Below are 20,388 nucleotides of genomic sequence, written 5' to 3' on the forward strand. Positions count from 1 at the left end.
CCGTACGTGGATCGGTGTCCGTACGTGGATCGGTGTCCGTACGCGGGGCCGTGCACGTGCGTCGGGCCGAGCCCGTACGCCGGTCGGCGCCCGTGGGCCGCCGGTCAGTTCCGGGGGCGCGGCTGCGCGGCCGCGGGGGCGTGCCGGTGGTGGGTCGCGGCACGGTCGATCTTGCCGCTGGCGGTGTAGACGAGTTCGGGCACGACGGTGACCCGGTGCGGCACGAGGTGGTTGGGCACGGTCTCGTGCAGATACGCCAGGACGTCCCTGGCGAGGGTGTCGCTCGCGTGGTCGTACCCGGCCACGAGGTAGGCGGCCATGGTGGTGCGGCCCGCGGTCTGCGTGCCCACGACGGCGGCCGCGCCGACCGAGGGGTAGGCGGTCAGGTGCGCCTCGACCTCCGCGGGGTCCACGCGGATGCCGCGGACCTTGATCTCCGCGTCGAGCCGCCCCTGGTGGTCGAGGAGGCCGTCGGGGCGTCGGCCGACCCGGTCACCGGTGCGGAACCAGCGCTCGGGTCCGTCCGGGCCCTCGCGGGTGAGGAAGCGCTCGGCGGTGACCTCCGGCAGGTTGCGGTAGCCGAGGGCCAGTGCGGGGCCGGAGACCAGCAGTTCGCCGTCGTCGCCGATGTCGTCGAGGACATGCGGCAGCGGGGTGCCGATGGGCACCCGGCCGCCGTCCGTTCCCCAACGGGCGGCCTCGTCAGGGGCCTTGGGGCCGTGCAGGTCGACGGCGTGGGTGATCAGGGTGGTCTCGGTGCAGCCGTAGGTGTTGATCAGCCGGATTTGCCCGGTGTCCAGGGCCCGCCAGTCCGCCAGCCGGGCCGCGCCGACGGCCTCGCCGCCGATGACGACGGTACGGACGGAGTCGGGCAGTGCCGCCCCGTCCTCCGCGAGGTGCCGGACGAGTTCGTGCCAGAAGGCGGTGGGCAGGTCGAGCAGGGTGATGCGCTCGTCCGCGACGGTCTTCAGCAGCCGGGACAGCGAGCCGGTGTAGGCCTCGTCGTGGAAGACCAGGGTCGCGCCGGCGGTGAGGGCGGGGAGGATCTCCTCGAAGCAGGTGTCCCAGTTGAGCGACGCGAATTGCAGGACGCGGTCGGTGGACGCGAGCCCGAAGAGCTCGCGCAGCGAGGCGACCGAGGCGTCGATGGCGCGCCGGGGGGTCAGCACCGGCTTGGGCGCACCGGTGGAGCCGGAGGTGAAGAGGGTGTACGCCGGACTCCCGGGGTCGACCGATGCGGCGTCGTCCGGACCTCCGTCGACCGGTCCTGAGCCGGTGGCCGGGCCTCCGTCGGCCGGTCCTGAGCCGATGGCCGGGCCTCCGTCGGCCGGACCGCCCTCGGCCCCCGCGTCCGGACCGGCGGCCAGGACGCGCAGCACGCCCTCCGTGCCCTCGGGCACCGAGGCCCCGGGCCGGGCCGCGATCACGGTCGTGCAGCCTGCGGACTCCAGCAGTGCCCGCTGCCGGGCGGCGGGGAAGGCCGGATCGACGGGGCAGTAGGTGCCACCGGCGGCGAGCACGCCCAGCATGGCGACGACGGTCGCCGGCGACCGGTCGGTCAGTACGGCGACGACCCCGGGCGACGGGCCGAGCCGCGTCGCCGTCGCGCGGACCTGGAGCAGCAGTTGCGCGTAGCTCAGTTCACGTCCGTTGTGGGAGATCGCCGGCTCGTCGGGACGTTTACGGGACATCCTTGTCAGGATGCCGATTAAGTCCGCCATCAGATTCGCTTTCCATTAGGCGCCATGACGGCTGCTTCAGCCGGCCGGGGAATCCATGAATTACATTCTCGTCTCAGCCGGGTTACGGCATTGACGCTAACACTGGCGCACCCGTCGAAGTCAACCAAAACATTGGTGTGAGTCAGGTCACACGGGAATCTCTTACCAAAGGGTGTCGATTCTCATGAACGGAATTCATCGTTCCTTCTGTATTTGGTGATGTCCGCGGCCCGCCGAGGCGTGGTTGCACGGAGATCGCGACTGGGGTATGAAGTGAGGAAATAACCGGAGGAGGGCCGTCGAGTATGGCAGAACCGTTTCAGGTACGAATCGTCGTCCGCGGGTACGAGCTCGATACCCAGGGACACCTCAACCAGGCCATCTACCTGCAATATTGCGAGCATGCACGGTGGGAGAGCCTGCGCGCCGCGGGCATCTCCCAGGACAAGTTGCTTTCCACTCGAATTGGTCCGGCCGTGCTTGAGAACACCATGCGGTTCCGGAACGAACTGCGTGGCGGTGATGAAGTCGACGTTACGTGTAAGTGGGTGTGGGGCGAAGGTAAAATCTTCCACGTCGAGCAGCAGATCATCCGGACCGACGGCGTCGTGGCGGCCGAACTGTCGAGCGTCGCCGGTCTGATCGACCTGGACCGGAGGAAGCTGATCGACAATCCGGCCGAGCATTTCTACAAGCTGACCGAACACCCTGAATTCATGGGGTTCTGATCGCTGCGTGAAACCGCGGCACGGGCGCCCGCAGGAGAATTCAGTCGCTTATTGCGGCGGATCTCCTCGGGCGCTTTCCGTTGTTCGTGCGGATGGATTTTCCTGCTATGGCTTCCCTCCGTTCGTCTCGTCCGTCCCGGGCCGCGCGGGGGCGGCCTGGGACAGCGCCAGCACCGCCCGCCCGATGTCGGTGCCCCGGCCGCCCAACTGCTCGGCGTACCGGCGCAGTTCCTGGTTCTCCCAGGCGAGCTCCGACTGCGGCAGCCCCGCCGAGCGGCGCAGCGCGTGGTAGTGACGGGCGAGTTCGGTCCGTCGCAGCACCATCGCGACGATCTGCCCGTCGAGGTTCTCCAGCAGGGCGCGCAGCTCACCTCCGGCCGCGCGCACCGGTTCGTCCGCCTCCGGGTGCGACGGCACGCTCCGTGGCCGGCACGCACCGCGCGCCGCCGGCTGACGCCTGGACTCCACCGGTGCGCTCATGGGGCCGGCTCGGTGATCACGGTGATCTTCCCGGCGAGCTGCCGGGCGAGCGACTGGGCGGCCGCGGTGTCGGGGCCGGTGACCAGGACCTGACCGACCCGGTCCCAGCTCGCCTCGAGCGGGCGTACGGTGCCGCCCACGTCCACGGCGACGTCCAGCCCGAGGACGCCCTCGTGCGCCCGTGCCTCCTCGACGCCCTCGATGCCGGTGACCCGGCCGGGTCGGGCGGTGAGGAAACAGGTCGCGGCGGCGGCGCGGGCCTTCGGGGGCGTCTCGATCGCGGGCAGCACCCCGGCGGCCCAGCCGACCGTGTACGCCTCGATGTCGACGCCGTACGCCGCCTCGACCAGCTCCATGATCCGGTCGCCGCCCGGCCGCCCGTGCGACTCGATCACCCGGGGACCGCGGGAGGTGAGCTTCACCTCGGTGTGCGCGGGACCGTGGCGCAGCCCCACGGCGTCGAGGAAGGCGGCGACACAGTCTCGTACGGCCTGTTCGTCGGCGGCCGGCAGGCGGGCCGGCAGGGCGTGCCCGGACTCCACGAAGCCGTCGGCGACGCTCTTCTCGGTGACGGCGAGCAGCAGGTGCCGGCCGTCGAAGCTGAGCGACTCCACGCTGTACTCCGGGCCGTCCAGGTACTCCTCCATCAGGAAGCGCCCCACCGGGAAGTAGGCGGCGAACGGGTGCTCGGTGCTGCCGCGCAGCGCGGTGACCGCCTGCCAGGCGTCCTCGACCGCGTCCGGGCCCTCGACCAGGCGCACCCCGAAGCTGGCGGCCGCGTCCACCGGCTTCACGACGAAGGGGTGGCCGTGCCGGGCCCCGAACTCCGCCAGCGCCGCCCGGTCCTCCGCCACGGCGGCGGCGACCGCGCCGGGCCGACCGGCCAGGTGACGCCGCATCTCGGCCTTGTCGCGCAGCAGCCTGGCGCAGTGGTGGCCGTTGCCGCGGAGCCCGAGCGTGTCGCAGATCAGGCCGACGGGCTCCACCCCGGGTTCGGTGATGGTCGCCACCCCCGAGAAGCCGAACACCTGGTGCGCGGCGGTCACCAGGGGCCGCAGGACGGACCAGTCGGTGTAGTCGACCAGCAGGGCCGCGCGGACCAGGTCGGCGTGCTCGGGCCGGTACTCGTCGGGACGCTGGACGTTGACGACGTCCAGCCCGAGCCCCCGGGCCTTGCGGACCGTCTCCACCCGCCCGCCGATGAGCAGCACCGTACGGTCGCCGCCGTCCGCCCCCGCGGTCGTGCCCACGTCCGAGCCCATGCGTTCCTCCCCCTCAGTCCCTGGTCAGCTGGCGGTCGGCGGTGTCGGCGGTGTCTGTCGCGTCTGTCGCGTCCGCGATGCCGGCCGCGTCGGCGACATCCGGCACCGCCTCCCCCCGGCCGGCCAGGGTGCGCTCGCCCCAGCGCACGGCCGGCACCATGCCCAGGCCCGCCGCGACGAAGAGGGCGCCGAGCAGGATCCAGCCGGGCGCGCCCCAGTAGACGAGCAGCCCGGTCAGCGCGAGCGGGCCCACGATCTCGGCCACCGTCAGCCCGGACCCGAAGAACGCCTGGTACTGGCCGTGCTTGCCGTCGGGGGCGAGCCCGAAGCTGATCTCCCAGCTGCCGGCCATCGACAGCATCTCGCCCAGCGTCTGCACCCCCGCGGCGGCGACCAGCAGCAGTACCGCCGACCAGGCGGAGCCGCCGCTGCCGGAGAAGGCGAAGACGACACAGCCCGCGCCGAGCAACAGCGCGCCGCGCACCACGTAGCGCGCCGCGCTCGACAGGTCGGTCACCCCGCGAGCCACCCGCACCTGGAGGACCACCACGGCGAGCGTGTTGAGCATGAACATCACCGACAGCACCCACTTCGGGGCCTCGGTGTGTCCGACGATCCACAGCGGCAGCGCCACGTCGATCAGCGGCATGTGCAGCACGAGGACCAGGTTGAGCAGGCTGACGGCGACGTAGGGCCGGTCCCGGAACACCGATTTCGTCCGCTCGCCCTCGGCGGGCGCGGGGGCGGCCTCGACCGGCGGCACCCGCCAGAGCACCGCGGCCCCCACGGCGAACGCCACCGAGTTGAGCGCGAAGGCCGCGAGATACGCCCCGCGCGTGTCGAACAGCAGCACCACGCCGCCGAGCGCGGCACCCAGCGACAGACCGGCGTTGTAGCTGGCCTGGAGGACGGCGCGGACCTTGGTGAGGTTCTCCTTGGGTACCACCCCGGCGAGCAGCGCCTGCTGGGCCGCGGAGCCGGCGCGCTGCCCCACCGCGTACAGGCACGCGGCGAGCACGAACAGCGGGAAGGAGCGCACGAACAGGTACGAGCCGATGGCGACCGAGGCGCACAGGAAGAAGAACACCGCAGACCCGCGCGCCCCGCGCCGGTCGGTGACATGCCCCAGCGGCACGCCCAGGGCCAGGGCCACCGTCCAGGCGATGGTCAGCCCGAGGCCTAGCTGGGCCGCGGACAGCCCGACGACCTGGGTGAAGAACAGGGCCGCCGTCACGTAGTACGCGCCGTCACCGGTCCTGCTGATCAGCTGGGCCAGGGCGAGCGTACGTGCCGGTCCGGCCGGAGGGGCCAGGGTCCGCTTGTTCATGTGACTCCTTGGACGAGCCCGCCGGGGAGCGGGCTCGCTGTCGCGGTGGGGGAGACGGTCAGGGGGTGATCGGGCCGAGCGCTTCCACAGCGGCCGTCAGCTGGGCGGGTTCGTGCAGCGCGGAGAGCGCGAAGCGGATGAGCCCCGTGCCCTTCGCGACGGTCGGGAAGAAGGCGGGCAGCACCAGCACACCGGCCGAGCGAAGCCGCCGCGCGGCCTCGAACGCGGCCTGCTCGGTGGCGAAGTGGGCCCCGCGCACGGGCGAACGCTGCCCGGCGCTGACGAGCCGGCCGTCGGTCAGCTTGTCGAACAGGGCGGCGTTCGACCACAGTTGCTCCTGGAGCCGGGCCACCTCGCCGTTCAGGTGGAGCCTGGCCGAGGCCACGTCGGCGGCGAGCAGCGGCAGCATGATGGAGTGCCCGAAGACCAGCGGGTTGGCGAACTTGCGCAGCACCCGCACGTCGTCCTCGCCGGGCAGCACGACGAAGCCGCCCGCACCGCCGAAGGCCTTGGACAGCGAGCCCACCAGCACCACGTTGCCGGGCAGCCCGTCGGTGAAGGCCTCGTAGGCGTAACCGGCGCCGTGGGGGCCGTCGATGGAGACGCCGTGCGCGTCGTCGACGTACAGCAGCCCGCCGGCCTCCTCCAGCGATCGGGCGAGGGCGCGGACGTCGATCAGCCCGCCCATCGAGCCGACGCCGTCGACCAGCGCGACGGGGGTGCGGCCCTGCTTGCGCGCCTCGACGAGCCGTACCTCGAGGGATTGCGGGTCCGCGAGGTCGAACCGGCGTACGGGGCCGATCTGTTCCAGGAGCCCGCGCAGCACCTGCATCGAGGCGTGGGCGGTCTTCTCCATCAGGAACACCGGGCCGTCGCCCGCGATCGGATGGCCGGGCAGCGCGCCGCTGCCCAGCAGCGGCAGTACCCCGAGGTGCACGTTGCCGACGGAGGTGAACGGCACCACCGGGCGGCCGCCGTAGATCTCGCCCAGGAGTTCTTCGAGCTGCCCCAGGTAGACGGGGCGCATCCGGTTGCGCGAGGAGGAGAAGTGCACGCCGAAGCGGCCCAGCGCGTCCTGCGCGGCCGCTACCAGCTCCGGGTGTTCCTCCAGGCCCAGGTAGGAGCAGGAGACGAACTCGACGGCCCGGCTCCCGTCCGCGAGCTCGACCTCCTTGCCGGCGCGCCCGGTGATGACGTGTCCGGTGAGCTCCTCGTCGAAGGCGCGGTCCAGCGCGTCGGTGGTCCTGTCGATCCGGGCGGCGACCCAGTTGGCGGGCCTGGCGGTGCTCGGCTCGTCGGTGATCACGTGTTCTCCTCGGGATCGGCGGGGGAGAGGGCGGGCAGTGCCGTGAACAGCCCTGCGCACACGTCCCCGAAGTGGTCGCGTCGGTCGCCGAACACAGCGGCCAACCGGTGCAGTTGACGCTCGAAGTCCTGCTCGTCGCCGTCGCGGGCGAGATCGCGAAGCCCGTCCACACCGTGCGCGAGCGCCGCGCGGGCGTCCTCGGCGTACGGGTTGGCGGACTGGATGTCCCAGTAGACCTCCGGGGTGCCGGAGGCGATCCGGGCGAGCAGGGCCAGCAGCGTGGTGTGCGGCGGGGGCGCGACGGCGGCCAGTTCCCCGATGTCCGCGCCGAGTTCGGCCAGCGCGTGACCGAAGGCGAGCACGGTGGCGTGGGTGAGCGCCTGGGACGCGGCGGCCAGCCGGTCGTGCCGCTCGGCGTCCATCCGCACGACGCGCCCCCCGCCGCCGGAGACCAGGGCGAGCAGTTCCTCGACGAGCGGCCCGTCGCGCAGCACGACCGCGGCCACCGGACGCCCGGGCAGGCCGAGCGCCGGGGCGAACATCGGGTTGAGACCGACCGCCTGATGCTCCGGCAGCCGGGCCGTGACCGCCTCGGCGACCCGGGACTTCACCGACAGCGTGTCCGCGAGCAGCGCGCCCCGCGGCAGCACGCCGGCCAGGGCGCCCACCGCGTCCAGTGCCACCGGCTCGGGCACCGCGAGCACCAGCAGGTCGCACCCGGCCAGCTCGGCGCGCACCGCGTCGTCCGGTGCCGTGATGTCGCCCTTGAGCAGGCGGACGTCCGTCCGGCCGGAGACGGGTGCCTCGGGGTCGACGGCACAGACGTCGAGACCGGCGTCGGCGAGCATCGCGGTGAACAGGCGTCCCACCGCACCGGACCCGCCGGCCACGACGCAGCGCCGCAGCCCGGACCCGGCCGGTGCCGACGGATGCGTGCTCACGCGGCCCCCGTTCCGGTGCCGGGCGCGCTGCCGGCGATCGCCGCCGTCATCGTCCGCGACTTCACCAGCGTCTCCTCGTACTCCTCCACCGGGTCGGACAGGGCGATGACGGCTCCGCCGACCCCGAAGGACGCCCCCTCCGGGGAGGCCACGATGGTCCGGATGACGATGCTGAGATCGGCGGCGCCGCTCAGCGAGAACCAGCCCAGCGCCCCCGAGTAGACACCTCGCGGGCCCGCCTCCAGCCGGTCGATGATCTCCAGGGTGCGCAGCTTCGGCGCCCCCGTCATCGACCCGCCGGGGAAACAGGCCCGCACACAGTCCACCGCGGACGTGCCAGGGCGCAGCGTGCCGCGCACGGTGCTGACGAGCTGGTGCACGGGCGGGTACGTCTCGACGTCGAAGAGCGTGGGCACATGGACGGAACCGACCTCGCACACGGTGTTGAGGTCGTTGCGCAGCAGGTCCACGATCATCAGGTTCTCGGCGCGGTCCTTCGCGCTGGCGCGCAGATCCTCCGCCAGCGCGGCGTCCTCCTCGGGCGTGGCGCCGCGCGGCCGGGTCCCCTTGATCGGCTTGGACTCGGCGATCCCGTCGACCCCGATCGACAGGAACCGCTCGGGTGAGGCGCTGAGCACCGCCACACCGGGAAAGTCCAGCAGCGCGCCGTAGGGGACGGGGCTGATGCCGCGCATCAGCCGGTAGGTGTCCAGCGGGTCGAGCACCGCGGGCGAGGTGACCATGTTGGTGAGGCAGATCTCGTACGACTCTCCGTTGCGGATCTCCTCCAGGCACGCGTCGATGCGCGCCAGGTAGTCCTCCCGGCCGTGCCGCGGTACCAGGGACGCCGCGGCCAGCGGGACCGCGTCGGTCAGCGGGCGCCGCTGCCGCGGGACCTCCGCGGGCAGCACGTCGAGCCGGCCCGCGGTGCTGTCCAGCCACTTGACGGCGTCCGGGTCGTCCGGCGTGGTGCCCAGGCACAGCAGGTACGTGGCCTGCTCGGCGTGGTCGACGACGACCGCGCGGTCCGCGAACAGCAGCGCTGCGTCGGACGTGGGCGAGGTGTGCGCGGCCGCGGCCCCGGTCTCGGCCTTGAGCTCGTAGCCGAGGTAGCCGACGTAGCCCAGGTTGAAGGCGAACGGCAACGAGTCGTCGGCTGGCAGCGCGCGGCGGCGCAGCTGTTCGCCGAGGTAGCCGAAGAACCCCTGCGACAGCTCCTCGTCGGGCCGTCCGGCGCGCTCCACCCGCACCGTCCGGGCGGCGACCCGGTAGGTGACGTACTCGGCGAGCGGTCCTGTGCCGTCCCCCAGCGCGGAGAAGCGGGCGTTGCCGTCGGCGTGGGAGCCGCTGTCCAGCCAGAAGCTGTGCCGCTTGCCGGCGAACAGCTCCGCGTAGACGGTCGCCGTGTCGGGCGCCCCGGTCAGTCGGCGCACCAACAGGTGGTACGGCGTCGGGGGCGCCGTGGCCCGGACCCGCTCGCGGCGGCCGAGGGTCAGATCGCGGAAGTTGGCCAGCAGTTCGCGCCCGTACTCGGTGGAGATGGACTCGGGGTGGAACTGCACGCCCCACACCGGCTCGGTGCGGTGGCGCAGGCCCATCAGCACGCCGTCCTCGGTCCAGGCCAGGCCCTCCAGGTCGTCGGAGAGCGCGGTGACGGCCAGCGAGTGGTAGCGCACCACGGAGAAGGGCGACGGGAGCCCCGCGAAGATGTCCTGCCCCTCGTGGCGCACCGAGGAGACCCGGCCGTGCATCGGTTCGGGCGCGTGCTCGACCGTACCGCCGAACAGTCCGGCGATGCCCTGGTGGCCCAGGCACACACCGAGCACGGGCAGTCCGGCCTCGCGGATCGCGCGGGCGCTCACCCCGAAGTCCCGCTCCCGGTCGGGGCGTCCGGGCCCCGGCGAGACGACGATGTTGTCGTAGTCGCCCAGGTCCAGGCCGGACCAGTCGACGTCGTTGCGCACCACGGTCGGCGGCTGCCCGTTCACCTCGCCGAGCAGCTGGTAGAGGTTGTAGGTGAAGGAGTCGTAGTTGTCGATGAGGAGCGTGCGCACCGGGCGGGGGGTCATGAGACGTCCCCCGTGACCGGCTGCGGCGCGGCGGCGGGCTGCCCGTCGATGACGAGGTCCTCGACCCGGCAGGTCTCCTCGATGACCAGGTCGTACAGGCGGCGCAGGAACATCTGGTCGACGCCGTGCTCGGCGCCGTAGCGGGCGGCGCGCTCCTGGACGATGCCGATCCGGTGCGGCTGCATCATCGGCACCGCGTGCTCGCGCTTGTGCTCCGCGATCCGTACACAGCACTCGATCCGGGTCCTGAGGGTGTCCAGCAACCGGACGTCGATCCCGTCGAGTTCGGCGCGCAACCGCGCCAGACCGGCCTCGGGGGCCGAGTCCGCCGTCGTGCCGGTGTCCCGCCCGTCGTCCGCCGTGCGGTACGTCGTCGTGGTCCGGGGGCGGTCCTCCTGGTCACGGTGGCCCTCGCCGGGCGCGAACGCGCCGGTCGTGGCCAGCAGTTCGGGTACCACGTCGCTCTGCGCGTCCCCGTGCTCGATCGCCAGACCGCCGCCCTGACGCAGCAGCCGCGTCGCGCACTCGACGACGCCCCGGATGACGTCGAGGCCGTCGGCTCCGGCGAAGACGGCCCGGCGGGGGTGGTGCTCGCCCCACTCCGGCAGCAGCTTCGTACCCATGGGCACGTACGGCGGGTTGGCGAGGACCAGGTCCACCCGGCCGTCGAGCGCGGCGAGCAGCCCCGGGTCCGTGACGTCCCCCGCGTGCACGGTGACCGGGGTGTCGCCGAGCGCCGCCCGGGTGGCGGCGTTGTGCCGCGCGCAGTCCAGCGCGGCCGCGTCCAGGTCGACGGCGTGCACCTCGGCGTCGGGCCGGGCGTGCGCGAAGGCCAGCGCGAGCGCCCCCGAGCCCGTGCACAGGTCGACCACCACTGGCGCCCGCTTCGCGCGGACCGCCGACAGGCCCCAGGCCAGAAGGAGTTCGGTGGGGAACCGCGGTACGAACACGTCCTCGGTGACCGAGACCTCGATACCGCCGAGCCGGGCCCGCCCGGTGAGGTGACCGAGCGGGATCCGGGCGGCGCGACGCGCCACCAGGGCGCGCAGTTCCCGCGCGGCGGCCGCCGGCACCGGTTCCTTCGCCGGGTCCGGGGATCTGTCCGGAAGGCCCAGCACATGGGCCGCCAGGGCCTCCGCGTCCTCGCGCGGGCTCCATACGCGGGCCTCGGCGAGCGTACGCTCCGCTTCCCGGAGCAGGACGTCGAGGTACTCCTCGTCCTCGACGTGATGTGCGAGTGACTGGTCGGCCACGGTCCGTCGGTCCTTTCCCCGTTTGTGTGTCGATCGGGTCAACTGGTGGCCGCTGCGTGGCTGGTCGCGTAGTACTCACGCAGTGCCTGGGCGATGGAGGGGTGGATGCGCGAGGAGGCGAGCAGCTCCGGCGGCGGGGTGAAGGCCGGGTCGAACTCGTCGGCGATCCGGGTGTAGGCCACGCGCAGGTAGTGCTCGATGGTGAACGGCCACTCCACGGGCACGATCCAGTTGGACTCGTAGCCGGTGGCGAGCATGTGCGTGACGGTGGCCTCCACGACCTCCTCACGGCTGAGCGGCTGGATGGGCGAGCGGACCGGGCGGAACAGGTCCAGCTCGATGCCGGGTTCCTCGCCGAGCAGCAGGGCGGTCATCTCCCGGGCGAGCAGCGGCGAGAGGGTGAGCCCGTCGCGGTAGGTGCCGGTCATCATCCACAGGCCGGTGAGCTCCGTCTCGCCGAGCAGCGGCATGCCGTCCAGCGCGACGGGCCGGTTGCCGACCTGGATCGCGCGTATGCCGCTCTCGCCGAGGCTGCGACGGACCTGACGGTTGCCGCAGTTGAGCAGGAACAGCACGTCGGAGATGAGCGGGGTCTCACGGGGCTCGGGGGAGATGATGTTGGTGGCGCCCACATAGACCTGTCCGGCGCCGCGCGGGACGACGTGCAGCCCGCAGGCGAAGGCCCGGTTGGGGGTGCGGATGACGCTGCGCGGGGCGGTCCCGTCCTCGGTGTCGACCAGCGCGGAGACGCCGTAACCGCTGATCAGCCGGGGAATCCGGGCCGCCTGGTCGGGGACCGTGTCCAGCACGGTCTGGGACGCGGCCCCGGCGGCCAGCACCAGCTGCCCGGTGGCCAGGACCGTCCCGGACTCCAACTGGACGCCGCGCACCCGGCCGTCGGCGTGGTCCACCCGCACCGCCTGCTCCGCGATCAGCGTGCCGCCGGCGGCGAGGAACGCCTCCTCCAGCCGCGCCAGCAGCCCGTGGGCGTTCACGGCGTGCTCGTTGGGCAGGAACATCGCCTGGAGGGGTCGTGCGGTGGGCTCGGCGTCGAGCCACTCGACGTCCTCGGGGTCGATGTCCTCGAACTTCTCGCCGTACTCGATGAGGGTGTTGCGGATCGCCTTGAAGTTCTGCGTGTCGATGTCGGGCACGCCGACGGTGTTCAGCATGACGACGGTGCCGTCGGCGGTCAGCAGGTCGGTGCCGTCCGAGTCGGGCGACAGACCGGCCAGCCACTCGGGCCACAACTTGCTGGCCTGGTAGGCCCAGTCGAGCTTGGTGCGGCCGTAGTCGCTCTTGAGCAGGGTGGTCGTGATCTCGCCGAACGTGCCGAGCATCGCCCCGGCGGCGGAGGACGCGGCCCCGGGCCGGTGCGGGCGGCCGAGCACGGCCACCCGCAGGTCGCGGCGGGCCAGGGTGAGGCCGAGGGACAGACCGAGCGAGCCGTTTCCGACCACGACGACGTCGTGAAGGCGGTTGTCCTCGGACATGGTTGCGGGCACCAGGAAGTTCCCTTCGGGTCGGTCCGGGAGGGTGACATGGGCGAACGTGTGGAAGTCGTGTGGGAGACGGGCTCAGGGCAGCCGGAGGTCCGGCGGCCGGGCCCCGGCCGTCCGCCTCCTGTCCTGGGGGCGGGCCGGGGGCCCGAGTTCGTCTCGGTCGACGTCGCACCATGAGCCAAACACACATGCGACGGCGCCCCAACGCTTTTAGCCCCCGCTAAAACCGACCGTGGCCCCCGCCCCTCGGCGGTACGGCCGGCCGGTCCCGAGAGCCCCGCTCAGGCCGAGAGGCGGCGGCCGCCGGGCGCCACGGCACCCCGTACGAGGGCGTCGCCCGTCTCGGTGAGCGAGTGGATGACGCGCCGGCCCTCGCGCCGACTCGTCACCAGATCGCACTCGCGCAGCACGGCGACGTGCTGGCTGATGGCGCCGGGGGTGACGTCGATCGCCGCGGCGAGGTCGCCGGTGGAGGCGGGTACCAGCAGGGCTTCGAGCACCGCGGAGCGCACGCCGCCGAGCAGCGCGGCCAGCGGGCTCGGCTGGTCCGAGGCGTAGCGGCTCCACAACTCCTCGACGCCCGGCCTGGGATAGACGATCATCGACTGCTGCGGCGGCGTCATGGTGAGCACCTCGGGGCCGCAGAACACGCTCGGTACGAGCACGATGCCCCGGCCGCCCAGGTCCTCCTGGTAGTCGTAGGCGCTGCGCACGGTGAGCTTCTGGTCCCGCCAGGCGATCCTGGGGTGGAGCGAGGAGAACACGGGGGCCGCCCCGGAACTCTCGATGACCTGCATACGGGAGCGGATGTCGGACTGGAGGCCGCCCTGGAGCCGCCGCCAGTGCGGCTCCAGGGTGAGGCGCCAGTACGTGTGGAGCTGCTCGGCGATCCGGGCGATGGCCGGTTCCGGCTGGGCCAGCATCTGGCGGTGCAGGGGCGCTGCCTCCTGCCGCCAGGCCGCGGGCGTGCCGGGGTCGGCGGCCATCCAGGACACCTCGGCGACGAAGTGCTCGCTCGGGGTCGAGCGCACCATCTCCAGCTCTTCGGAGATCTTGCGGGGCCCGGAGCCGTCCGGCGGCGGGGTGAGGAAGTCCGGGATGTAACCGGTGGGCGGGATCAACGCGCGTAGCGACAACAGATCGACGGTCCTGAGCTTCGCGCGCACGTCGTCGGCCCACGGCTGGTGCCGCTTTCTGCGTTCTGCCGAGGCCAGCATCCGAATGCTGTAGACCGTCTCGCCCAGTGGGGAGAGTGAGAACCTCACCCTTGTCATGTCGTCCACGGTCGCCGAGAAGCGGATCACTGTCTCCCCCATCCCCGTTGGTGTCCCTCCGGTCGGTGGCGGAGAGACACATAGGCACCATAAAACCCCGTCCCGTCAGTCGCAGCTTCCGCGTGGCGCGATTTCAACCGGAGCGATACCCCGCTGAAGTGCGCATTTCCAGACCGGCTCAAACAACGCCCGCCTCGGGCCGCCGGTCACAGTTGGCCGAATCCATGCAGGTCGGCCGGGCGAGCCGGAGGCCGCCCCGCGGCCCGGGCGGCCATTGCAGGTTGCGACTTTCAACCAATGAACCGCAATTCGTAATGAGCAGGGAAAGAACCCAAGTCAGATGCTATTTGACCGAGGCCGCGAGCGAGTCGCTTTCGGGATTCCGGCCCGGGACGTACGCATTAACGAGAACCGCTCAAGGCGGCACGCCGATAACATGCGGGCCGGCCGTACGGCCGAGGTCGGGACGCTTCCGTCCGCGGCCGCCTTCGAGCACACTTCCGGGGGCCGTCGTGCGGACCGATGTTCATCCTTTGCATCACCGACCGTCACGCGCCCCTGTGCGCTTCAACACCCGGGGCGCGTGCACTGAGTTCGGACCACGCATCTCCGCACGCAGACGGAAAGAGGCCCGCCGGTGCCGCTGCCACTCGACTCCGCCCTCCGGTGGTCGTGCGCCGCGGCGCGGCGCGGTGCCGTCGTCCTCGCGCTCGCCGGCGCGTTCGGCACGTGTGCCGCGACGGTGACGACCGCTCAGGCGCTCACGCCCGAGAGACCGGCTGCGGCGTCCTACGACACGGCGTCCTACGGCGCTGCCCCGCGCAGCGCGTCGGGAGCGGGCCATAGCGCCCACGGCCTGATCCCCAGCGTCCCCGGGCAGTCCATCGTCACCGACGAGCAGCGGACGCCGATCGCGCCCGGGCTGAACCTCACCCGCTTCGACCGGTTCGGGACCGCCGGGTGGGTCCGGGGGCAGGTGCTGGTCGCGGACCTCGCCGAGGACCGGCTGAGCGTGGACCACATCTCCTCCGGCACGGTCACGGGCAAATCCCGGGTGACCGAGCAGGCCAGGCGCACCGGGGCCGTCGCCGCGATCAACGGCGACTACTTCGACATCAACGACACCGAGGCTCCCGTGGGCGCGGCCGTCTCCCGCACGGACGGCCTCGTCAACTCGCCCACCGCCGGCCGCAATCAGACGGTCGCCATCGGCACGGACGGGATCGGCAGGCTGGCCCAGGTGTTCCTGGAGGGTCGGGTCACGGTCGACGGCACGCGGAACCTGAAGCTGTCCGGCGTCAACTCGCCGGCTCTGGCGGCCGACGGCATCGGCCTGTTCACCGACCGGTGGGGCCCGTCCCCGCGCACCAAGCCCGTGCACGGCGCCGACCGGGTCGCCGAGGCATGGCTGCGCGACGGCAAGGTCACCGACGTACGTACCTCCGTCGGCGCCGATCCCATCCCCGCGGGCGCCAGTGTGCTGATCGGCCGGGAGGCGGGAGCCGACGCGCTCGCCGCGCTCGTGCCGGGTGAGGCCGTCGACGTCGCCTACCGCCCGCGCGCCGACTTCGGCGAGGTGGCGGTCGCCGTCGGCGGTGGCCAGGTCCTCGTCTCCGACGGCGTGGTACAGCATTTCACCGACGGCGACACGGTCACCGCCACCTCCCGGACCGGCGTGGGCTTCTCCGCCGACGGTCGCACCATGTACCTCGTGGCGATCGACGGCAAGCAGACCGACAGCCGTGGCATGGACCTCAACGAACTCGGCGCCTTCATGAAGGGCCTGGGCGCCGTCGACGCCCTGAACATGGACGGCGGCGGCTCGACCACGATGGCCGCCCGGCTGCCGGGTGAGAGCGTGACCGGCCTGGTCAACAGCCCGTCCGACGGTTCGGAACGGCAGGTCGCCAACGGAATCGGACTGTTCGCGGCCCCCGGCTCGGGCACCGTACACGGCCTGCGCGTGCTGCCCGCCCTGTCGGCTGACGGCGCCGACCGGGTCTTCCCGGGACTGCACCGCACCGTACGCGCCCTCGCCCACGACGAGACGTACGCACCCCTGCCCGTCGGCCCGGTCCGGTGGCGCGGCGCGGACGGCCGGGTGTCGGTCGACGCCCGCGAGGCGGGCACCGCCCTCGTCACCGGCCGGCGCTCCGGCCGTACTCGCGTCGTGGTGTCGTCCGGCCATCGGGCCACGGGCACGGTGGCCCTGACCGTGCTCGCGTCCGCCGTGCGGATCGCCCCGAACAGCACGCTGCTGGCCCTGAACGGCGTCGGCGGCGAGGCGCGCCTGACCGTACGGGGCTACGACGCCCTCGGCGACTCCGCGCCCCTGGACGCCTCCGACGTCCGGGTCACCGGCGGTGACGGTGTGGTGTCGGTGCGGCCCGCGAGCGACGCCACCTTCACCGTGCGGGGGCTGGCCGACGGCGCCTCCGCCACCCTGCACCTGACCGTGGGGAAGATGACCGCGGACGTGGCGGTCACCGTGGGCCTGGCCGAGACCACGTTCGCGGATCTGTTCGACGCCGCGTCCTGGACCTCGGCGCACGACCGTGCCCCCGGCGGCTCGGTCGCCCCCGCCCCCGGCCACGACGGCGCCCCCGGTCTCACCCTGACCTACGACTTCACCAGGTCGACGGCCACCCGCGGCCAGTACGCCGTGCCCCCGCAGCCGATCCCGCTGCCCGGCCGGCCCCAGGCCGTCACCCTGTGGATCAACGGAGACGGCAACGGCGAGTGGCCGCGGTTGCAGTACCGCTCCGGCTCCGGCGTCACCGCCAACCTCGACGGCCCCCTGATCACCTGGACCGGCTGGCGCAAGGCCGAGTTCCCCGTGCCCACGGGCACCGTCCACCCCCTGACCTTCCAGCGGGTGCGGCTGCTGGAGACCAGCGCCGCCCGCTCCTACACCGGCGCCGTCACCGTCAGCGACCTGCGGGTCGAGGTCGCGCCCGACGTGCGGCTGCCCGTCCCGCCGAAGGTCACCGACCCGGTCGTGGTCACCGACGGAACCGTCGACGCGCGACCCCTGCGTGTCGCCGTCATGTCCGACGCCCAGTTCGTCGCCCGTGACCCGGACAGCCCACAGGTCCAGGCGGCCCGCCGCACCCTCGCGGAGATCGCGGACGCCGAACCGGACCTGCTGGTCCTCGACGGCGACTTCGTCGACGAGGGCTCGCCCGCGGACTTCACGCTCGCCCGCAAACTGCTCGACGAGTTCGACGCCCGCACCGGCCACAGCGTCCCGTGGCACTACGTACCCGGCAACCACGAGGTCATGGGCCCCGGGACGACGGTGAACTTCAGCGCGGAGTTCGGGGACACCACGTCGGTCTTCGACACCGAGGGAACCCGCTTCATCACCCTCGACTCCTCCAGCGGCACCCTGCGCGGCGGCGGCTTCGCCCAGCTCCAGCTGCTGCACGACCAGCTCGCGGCGGCGGCCGCCGACCCGTCCGTCAGCGGCGTCGTGGTGTTCGAGCACCACCCCACCGAGGACCCGCTGCCGGACAGAGCCAGTCAACTCGGTGACCGCAAGGAAGCCGCCCTGGTCGAACAGTGGCTCGCCGACTTCCGGGCCCGCAGCCACAAGTCCGCGGGGTTCGTCGGCGCCCACGCCGGTGTCTTCTCCGCGGCCTCGATCGACGGCATCCCGTACCTGGTCAACGGCAACTCCGGCAAGAACCCGGCCGGCACGCCCGACGGCGGGGGATTCACCGGCTGGACGATGCTGGGCATCGACCCGGCGGAAGGCCGCGTCACCGACGCGTTCCACGTTCCGTCCGAGGACTCCGAGAGGTGGTTGCGGGCGGAGGTCCACGCGCGCGTCGACGTGGTGACCCTCGACGCACCGGACACCCTCGCGGTCGGCGAGCGGGCCACGGCGTCGGCCACGCTCACGCAGGACGCCACCCGCACGGTCCCGGTGGCCTGGCCCGTCAGCGCCGACTGGACCGGTACCCGCGTCGACGTGCCGGGCGGCGACCACGGCCACGGCGGACCGGTCGTCTCGTACGACCCGGCCACCGGAGTGCTCGTCGCGCGGCGGGTCGGCACCGCGGTGCTGCGGGTCACCGTGAACGGCGTCAGCGCCGAGCACACGATCACCGTGCGCCACCGCTGACCGTCCGCAGGCGGGCAGAGCACCCACATCAAAGACTGGGCACTGTTCGGTTCCGCGAGTCTTGACGGCCCATGACTTCGGCCCAACAATCGCCTCTGCATTGACAGTTCGCCATTGCGATTTCTCCGCCGCACACTCTTCCGTAATTGTTCGACATTTCGACCGCTGAAACAGGTTCGGCATTTCGATCGAACGTCGTCCGAAATGTCGAACGTGAGGCACCCGCATCCCCCCACCGGAAAACGAAGAGGTCAACCGTGTTATCAAGACTGAGAACCGCGACCCTGGCAGCCCTGTCGGCGCTCGTCACCGTCCTCGCGCTCGCCGTCGGCCTGCCCCAGGCCCAGGCCGCGAGCTCGCTGCCCTGCGACATCTACGCCGCCGCGGGCACCCCGTGCGTTGCCGCGCACAGTCTCGTCAGGGCGCTCTACTCCTCGTACAACGGCTCGCTCTACCAGGTGCAGCGGGCCTCCGACAGCGCCACCGCCAACATCGGTCTGCTGGCCGCCGGCGGCTATGCCAACGCGGCGGCCCAGGACTCCTTCTGTTCCGGCACGACCTGCATCATCACCCAGATCTACGACCAGTCGTCGCGCCACAACGACCTCACCGTCGAGGGCGCCGGCGGGGCCGGAGCGGCCGATGTCGGCGCGCCGGCGGACGCGCTGCCGGTGACCGTCGGCGGACACCAGGTCTACGGCCTGGAGATCTCGGCCGGCATGGGCTACCGGGACAACTCCACCTCGGGCGTCGCCGTCAACGGGCAGGCCGAGGGGATGTACATGGTGACCTCCGGAACCCACGTGAACGGCAGTTGCTGCTTCGACTACGGCAATGCCGAGACGAACAACAAGGACACCGGCAACGGCCACATGGACGCGATCAACTTCGGCACCGAGTGCTGGTTCTCGCCCTGCTACGGCCAGGGCCCATGGGTGCAGGCCGACCTGGAGAACGGCCTGTTCCAGTCCGACTCCGGCTACAGCAAGAACACGTCCAATACCGGGACGGGGCCGCTGCCGTTCGTGACCGCGTTACTGAAGAACAACGGCCAGAACCATTTCGCGCTGAAATACGGCAATGCGCAATCCGGCGGACTGACCACGACATATTCCGGCGCGGAGCCCACCACCAGCGGATACTCGCCCATGCATCAGGAGGGCGCGATCGTCCTCGGCACCGGCGGTGACAACAGCAACGGCTCCATCGGATCCTTCTTCGAAGGAGTCATGACGTCCGGCATCCCGACGGACGCCGCGGACGACTCCGTGCAGGCCAACATCGTCTCCGTCGGCTACGGCGGCGCGACCGGCAGCACCGGCTCGCTGACCGCGGGTTCGGAGATCTCGCTGCGCGCCACCACCTCGTGCTGCACGACCGACTACATCCGCCACCAGAACAACTCGGCGGTCGTCTCCTCGATCACCTCCAGCAGTTCGGCGCTCGACAAGAGCGACTCGACCTGGATCGTCCGCCGGGGCCTGGCCAGCAGCTCCTGCGTCTCCTTCGAGTCGCGCAACTACCCAGGGGACTTCCTGCGGCACTCCAACTTCCGGCTCTACCGCCAACCCATGGACGGCACGGCCCAGTTCAGAGCCGACGCGACGTTCTGTCCGACGACCGGCAAGAGCGGCACGGGCAGCTCCCTCGCCTCGTACAACTACCCGACCCGATTCATCCGGCACTACAACCTCAACGTCTACATAGCGAGCAATGGCGGCTCGAACGCCTGGGACAGCGCCACCTCCTGGACGGACGACGTGAGCTGGGCCGTCAGCCAGCCCTGGGCGCCGTAGGTCCGCGGCCACCAGGATGAAGGACACGACAAGGCCGCTGCTTCGTGTGAAGCAGCGGCCTTGTCGTGTGATGCCTGCGGTGGGCGGGGTGCGCCCGGCACTGGTTGTTTTAGTACCAGTGGTGGGTCTGCCAGAAGTCCCAGGCCTGGGCGGGGCTGCCGTAGCGGGAGTTCATGTAGTCCAGGCCCCACTTGATCTGGGTGGCGGGGTTGGTCTTCCAGTCGGAGCCGGCGGTGGCCATCTTCGAGCCGGGCAGGGCCTGGACGAGGCCGTAGGCGCCGGAGGAGGAGTTGGTGGCGGTGTGGTTCCAGCCGCTCTCGTGGGTGACGATCTTGTTGAAGGCGTTGTACTGGGCCGTGTCCGGGATCATCCGGTGGGCGATCGCCTGGGCGGAGGAGGCGGACGTCGTGCTGGCCTGCGCGGGAGCCGCGGCGAGGGCCATTCCGGCGGTGGCGGCGGCCACGGCGACGACGGACAGGGCCTTCTTCGGGCTGGCGATGCGGCGGATGGCGGAGACGGACACAGAGAACCTCGTTCTTCGGGGACAGGGGGTCGCTCGCTCGCCGGATCCGGGTGGTGCGGGTGGTGCGTGGGTCCTGGCAT

14 protein-coding genes are annotated in these 20,388 nt (G+C 71.9%); 3 read left to right on the forward strand and 11 right to left on the reverse strand.

The genetic code is table 11. The features are described 5' to 3' along the window. Positions 1-104: 104 nt before the first annotated feature. Positions 105-1,691 carry an amino acid adenylation domain-containing protein gene (locus FNH09_RS06975; RefSeq protein ID WP_162468211.1) on the reverse strand — a complete coding sequence of 529 codons (1,587 nt, stop codon included), beginning with the start codon at positions 1,689-1,691 and terminating at the stop codon, positions 105-107. A gap of 335 nt (positions 1,692-2,026) precedes the next feature. Between FNH09_RS06975 and FNH09_RS06980 the strand changes: the two genes are divergently transcribed. Further along, positions 2,027-2,449 (forward strand): acyl-CoA thioesterase, encoded by a 423-nt coding sequence (locus FNH09_RS06980; protein ID WP_152885879.1) that lies wholly within the window; start codon positions 2,027-2,029, stop codon positions 2,447-2,449. Between the two features lie 105 nt (positions 2,450-2,554). On the opposite strand, the gene FNH09_RS06985 is transcribed toward FNH09_RS06980, so the two are convergent. The 9 genes from FNH09_RS06985 to FNH09_RS07025 all read right to left on the reverse strand — a co-directional run bounded on the left by FNH09_RS06985 (position 2,555) and on the right by FNH09_RS07025 (position 13,905). Then, positions 2,555-2,866 (reverse strand): chorismate mutase family protein, encoded by a 312-nt coding sequence (locus FNH09_RS06985; RefSeq protein WP_152885880.1) that lies wholly within the window; start codon positions 2,864-2,866, stop codon positions 2,555-2,557. 59 nt (positions 2,867-2,925) lie between these two features. Then, positions 2,926-4,191, reverse strand: coding sequence for an ATP-grasp domain-containing protein (locus tag FNH09_RS06990; RefSeq protein WP_152885881.1), 1,266 nt, complete (start codon positions 4,189-4,191; stop codon positions 2,926-2,928). Between the two features lie 13 nt (positions 4,192-4,204). Beyond that, complete coding sequence (locus FNH09_RS06995; protein WP_152885882.1) at positions 4,205-5,518, reverse strand: MFS transporter; 1,314 nt, start codon at positions 5,516-5,518, stop codon at positions 4,205-4,207. A gap of 58 nt (positions 5,519-5,576) precedes the next feature. Then, positions 5,577-6,824: an aminotransferase class I/II-fold pyridoxal phosphate-dependent enzyme gene (locus tag FNH09_RS07000; protein ID WP_338017495.1), complete on the reverse strand. Its 1,248-nt coding sequence runs from the start codon at positions 6,822-6,824 to the stop codon at positions 5,577-5,579. Then, positions 6,821-7,765 carry a prephenate dehydrogenase/arogenate dehydrogenase family protein gene (locus FNH09_RS48235; RefSeq protein ID WP_152885883.1) on the reverse strand — a complete coding sequence of 315 codons (945 nt, stop codon included), beginning with the start codon at positions 7,763-7,765 and terminating at the stop codon, positions 6,821-6,823. The genes FNH09_RS07000 and FNH09_RS48235 overlap by 4 nt, the downstream gene beginning before the upstream one ends. Then, positions 7,762-9,834 carry an aminodeoxychorismate synthase component I gene (gene pabB, locus FNH09_RS07010; protein WP_152885884.1) on the reverse strand — a complete coding sequence of 691 codons (2,073 nt, stop codon included), beginning with the start codon at positions 9,832-9,834 and terminating at the stop codon, positions 7,762-7,764. The genes FNH09_RS48235 and pabB overlap by 4 nt, the downstream gene beginning before the upstream one ends. Further along, positions 9,831-11,087, reverse strand: a complete 1,257-nt coding sequence (locus FNH09_RS07015) for a HemK family protein methyltransferase (protein WP_152885885.1) — start codon at positions 11,085-11,087, stop codon at positions 9,831-9,833. Before FNH09_RS07015 ends, pabB begins: the two co-directional genes overlap by 4 nt. 38 nt (positions 11,088-11,125) lie before the next feature. Continuing rightward, positions 11,126-12,592: an NAD(P)/FAD-dependent oxidoreductase gene (locus FNH09_RS07020; RefSeq protein WP_338017496.1), complete on the reverse strand. Its 1,467-nt coding sequence runs from the start codon at positions 12,590-12,592 to the stop codon at positions 11,126-11,128. Positions 12,593-12,870: 278 nt separating this feature from the next. Continuing rightward, positions 12,871-13,905, reverse strand: a complete 1,035-nt coding sequence (locus tag FNH09_RS07025) for an ArsR/SmtB family transcription factor (RefSeq protein ID WP_152885886.1) — start codon at positions 13,903-13,905, stop codon at positions 12,871-12,873. Positions 13,906-14,500: 595 nt separating this feature from the next. Between FNH09_RS07025 and FNH09_RS07030 the strand changes: the two genes are divergently transcribed. Both FNH09_RS07030 and FNH09_RS07035 read left to right on the forward strand, forming a co-directional pair. Then, positions 14,501-17,989 (forward strand): phosphodiester glycosidase family protein, encoded by a 3,489-nt coding sequence (locus tag FNH09_RS07030; RefSeq protein WP_152885887.1) that lies wholly within the window; start codon positions 14,501-14,503, stop codon positions 17,987-17,989. Between the two features lie 257 nt (positions 17,990-18,246). Next, positions 18,247-19,785 (forward strand): arabinofuranosidase catalytic domain-containing protein, encoded by a 1,539-nt coding sequence (locus tag FNH09_RS07035; RefSeq protein ID WP_162468213.1) that lies wholly within the window; start codon positions 18,247-18,249, stop codon positions 19,783-19,785. A gap of 109 nt (positions 19,786-19,894) precedes the next feature. Here the strand turns inward: FNH09_RS07035 and FNH09_RS07040 are convergent, their stop codons facing one another. Beyond that, a complete protein-coding gene (locus FNH09_RS07040; protein WP_162468214.1) occupies positions 19,895-20,308 on the reverse strand; it encodes an aggregation-promoting factor C-terminal-like domain-containing protein in 414 nt (137 codons plus the stop codon). Positions 20,309-20,388 lie beyond the last annotated feature (80 nt).

The organism is Streptomyces adustus (genome assembly GCF_009377175.1).
Classification (GTDB): Bacteria; Actinomycetota; Actinomycetes; order Streptomycetales; family Streptomycetaceae; genus Streptomyces; species Streptomyces adustus.

What these genes read in the sequence shown, in the direction of transcription:
- FNH09_RS06995 (WP_152885882.1), bottom strand. Translation starts at nt 5,518, where the DNA reads ATGAACAAGCGGACCCTGGCCCCTCCGGCCGGACCGGCACGTACGCTC.
- FNH09_RS06980 (WP_152885879.1), top strand. Translation starts at nt 2,027, where the DNA reads ATGGCAGAACCGTTTCAGGTACGAATCGTCGTCCGCGGGTACGAGCTC.
- FNH09_RS07025 (WP_152885886.1), bottom strand. Translation starts at nt 13,905, where the DNA reads ATGGGGGAGACAGTGATCCGCTTCTCGGCGACCGTGGACGACATGACA.
- FNH09_RS06975 (WP_162468211.1), bottom strand. Translation starts at nt 1,691, where the DNA reads ATGTCCCGTAAACGTCCCGACGAGCCGGCGATCTCCCACAACGGACGT.
- pabB (WP_152885884.1), bottom strand. Translation starts at nt 9,834, where the DNA reads ATGACCCCCCGCCCGGTGCGCACGCTCCTCATCGACAACTACGACTCC.
- FNH09_RS06990 (WP_152885881.1), bottom strand. Translation starts at nt 4,191, where the DNA reads ATGGGCTCGGACGTGGGCACGACCGCGGGGGCGGACGGCGGCGACCGT.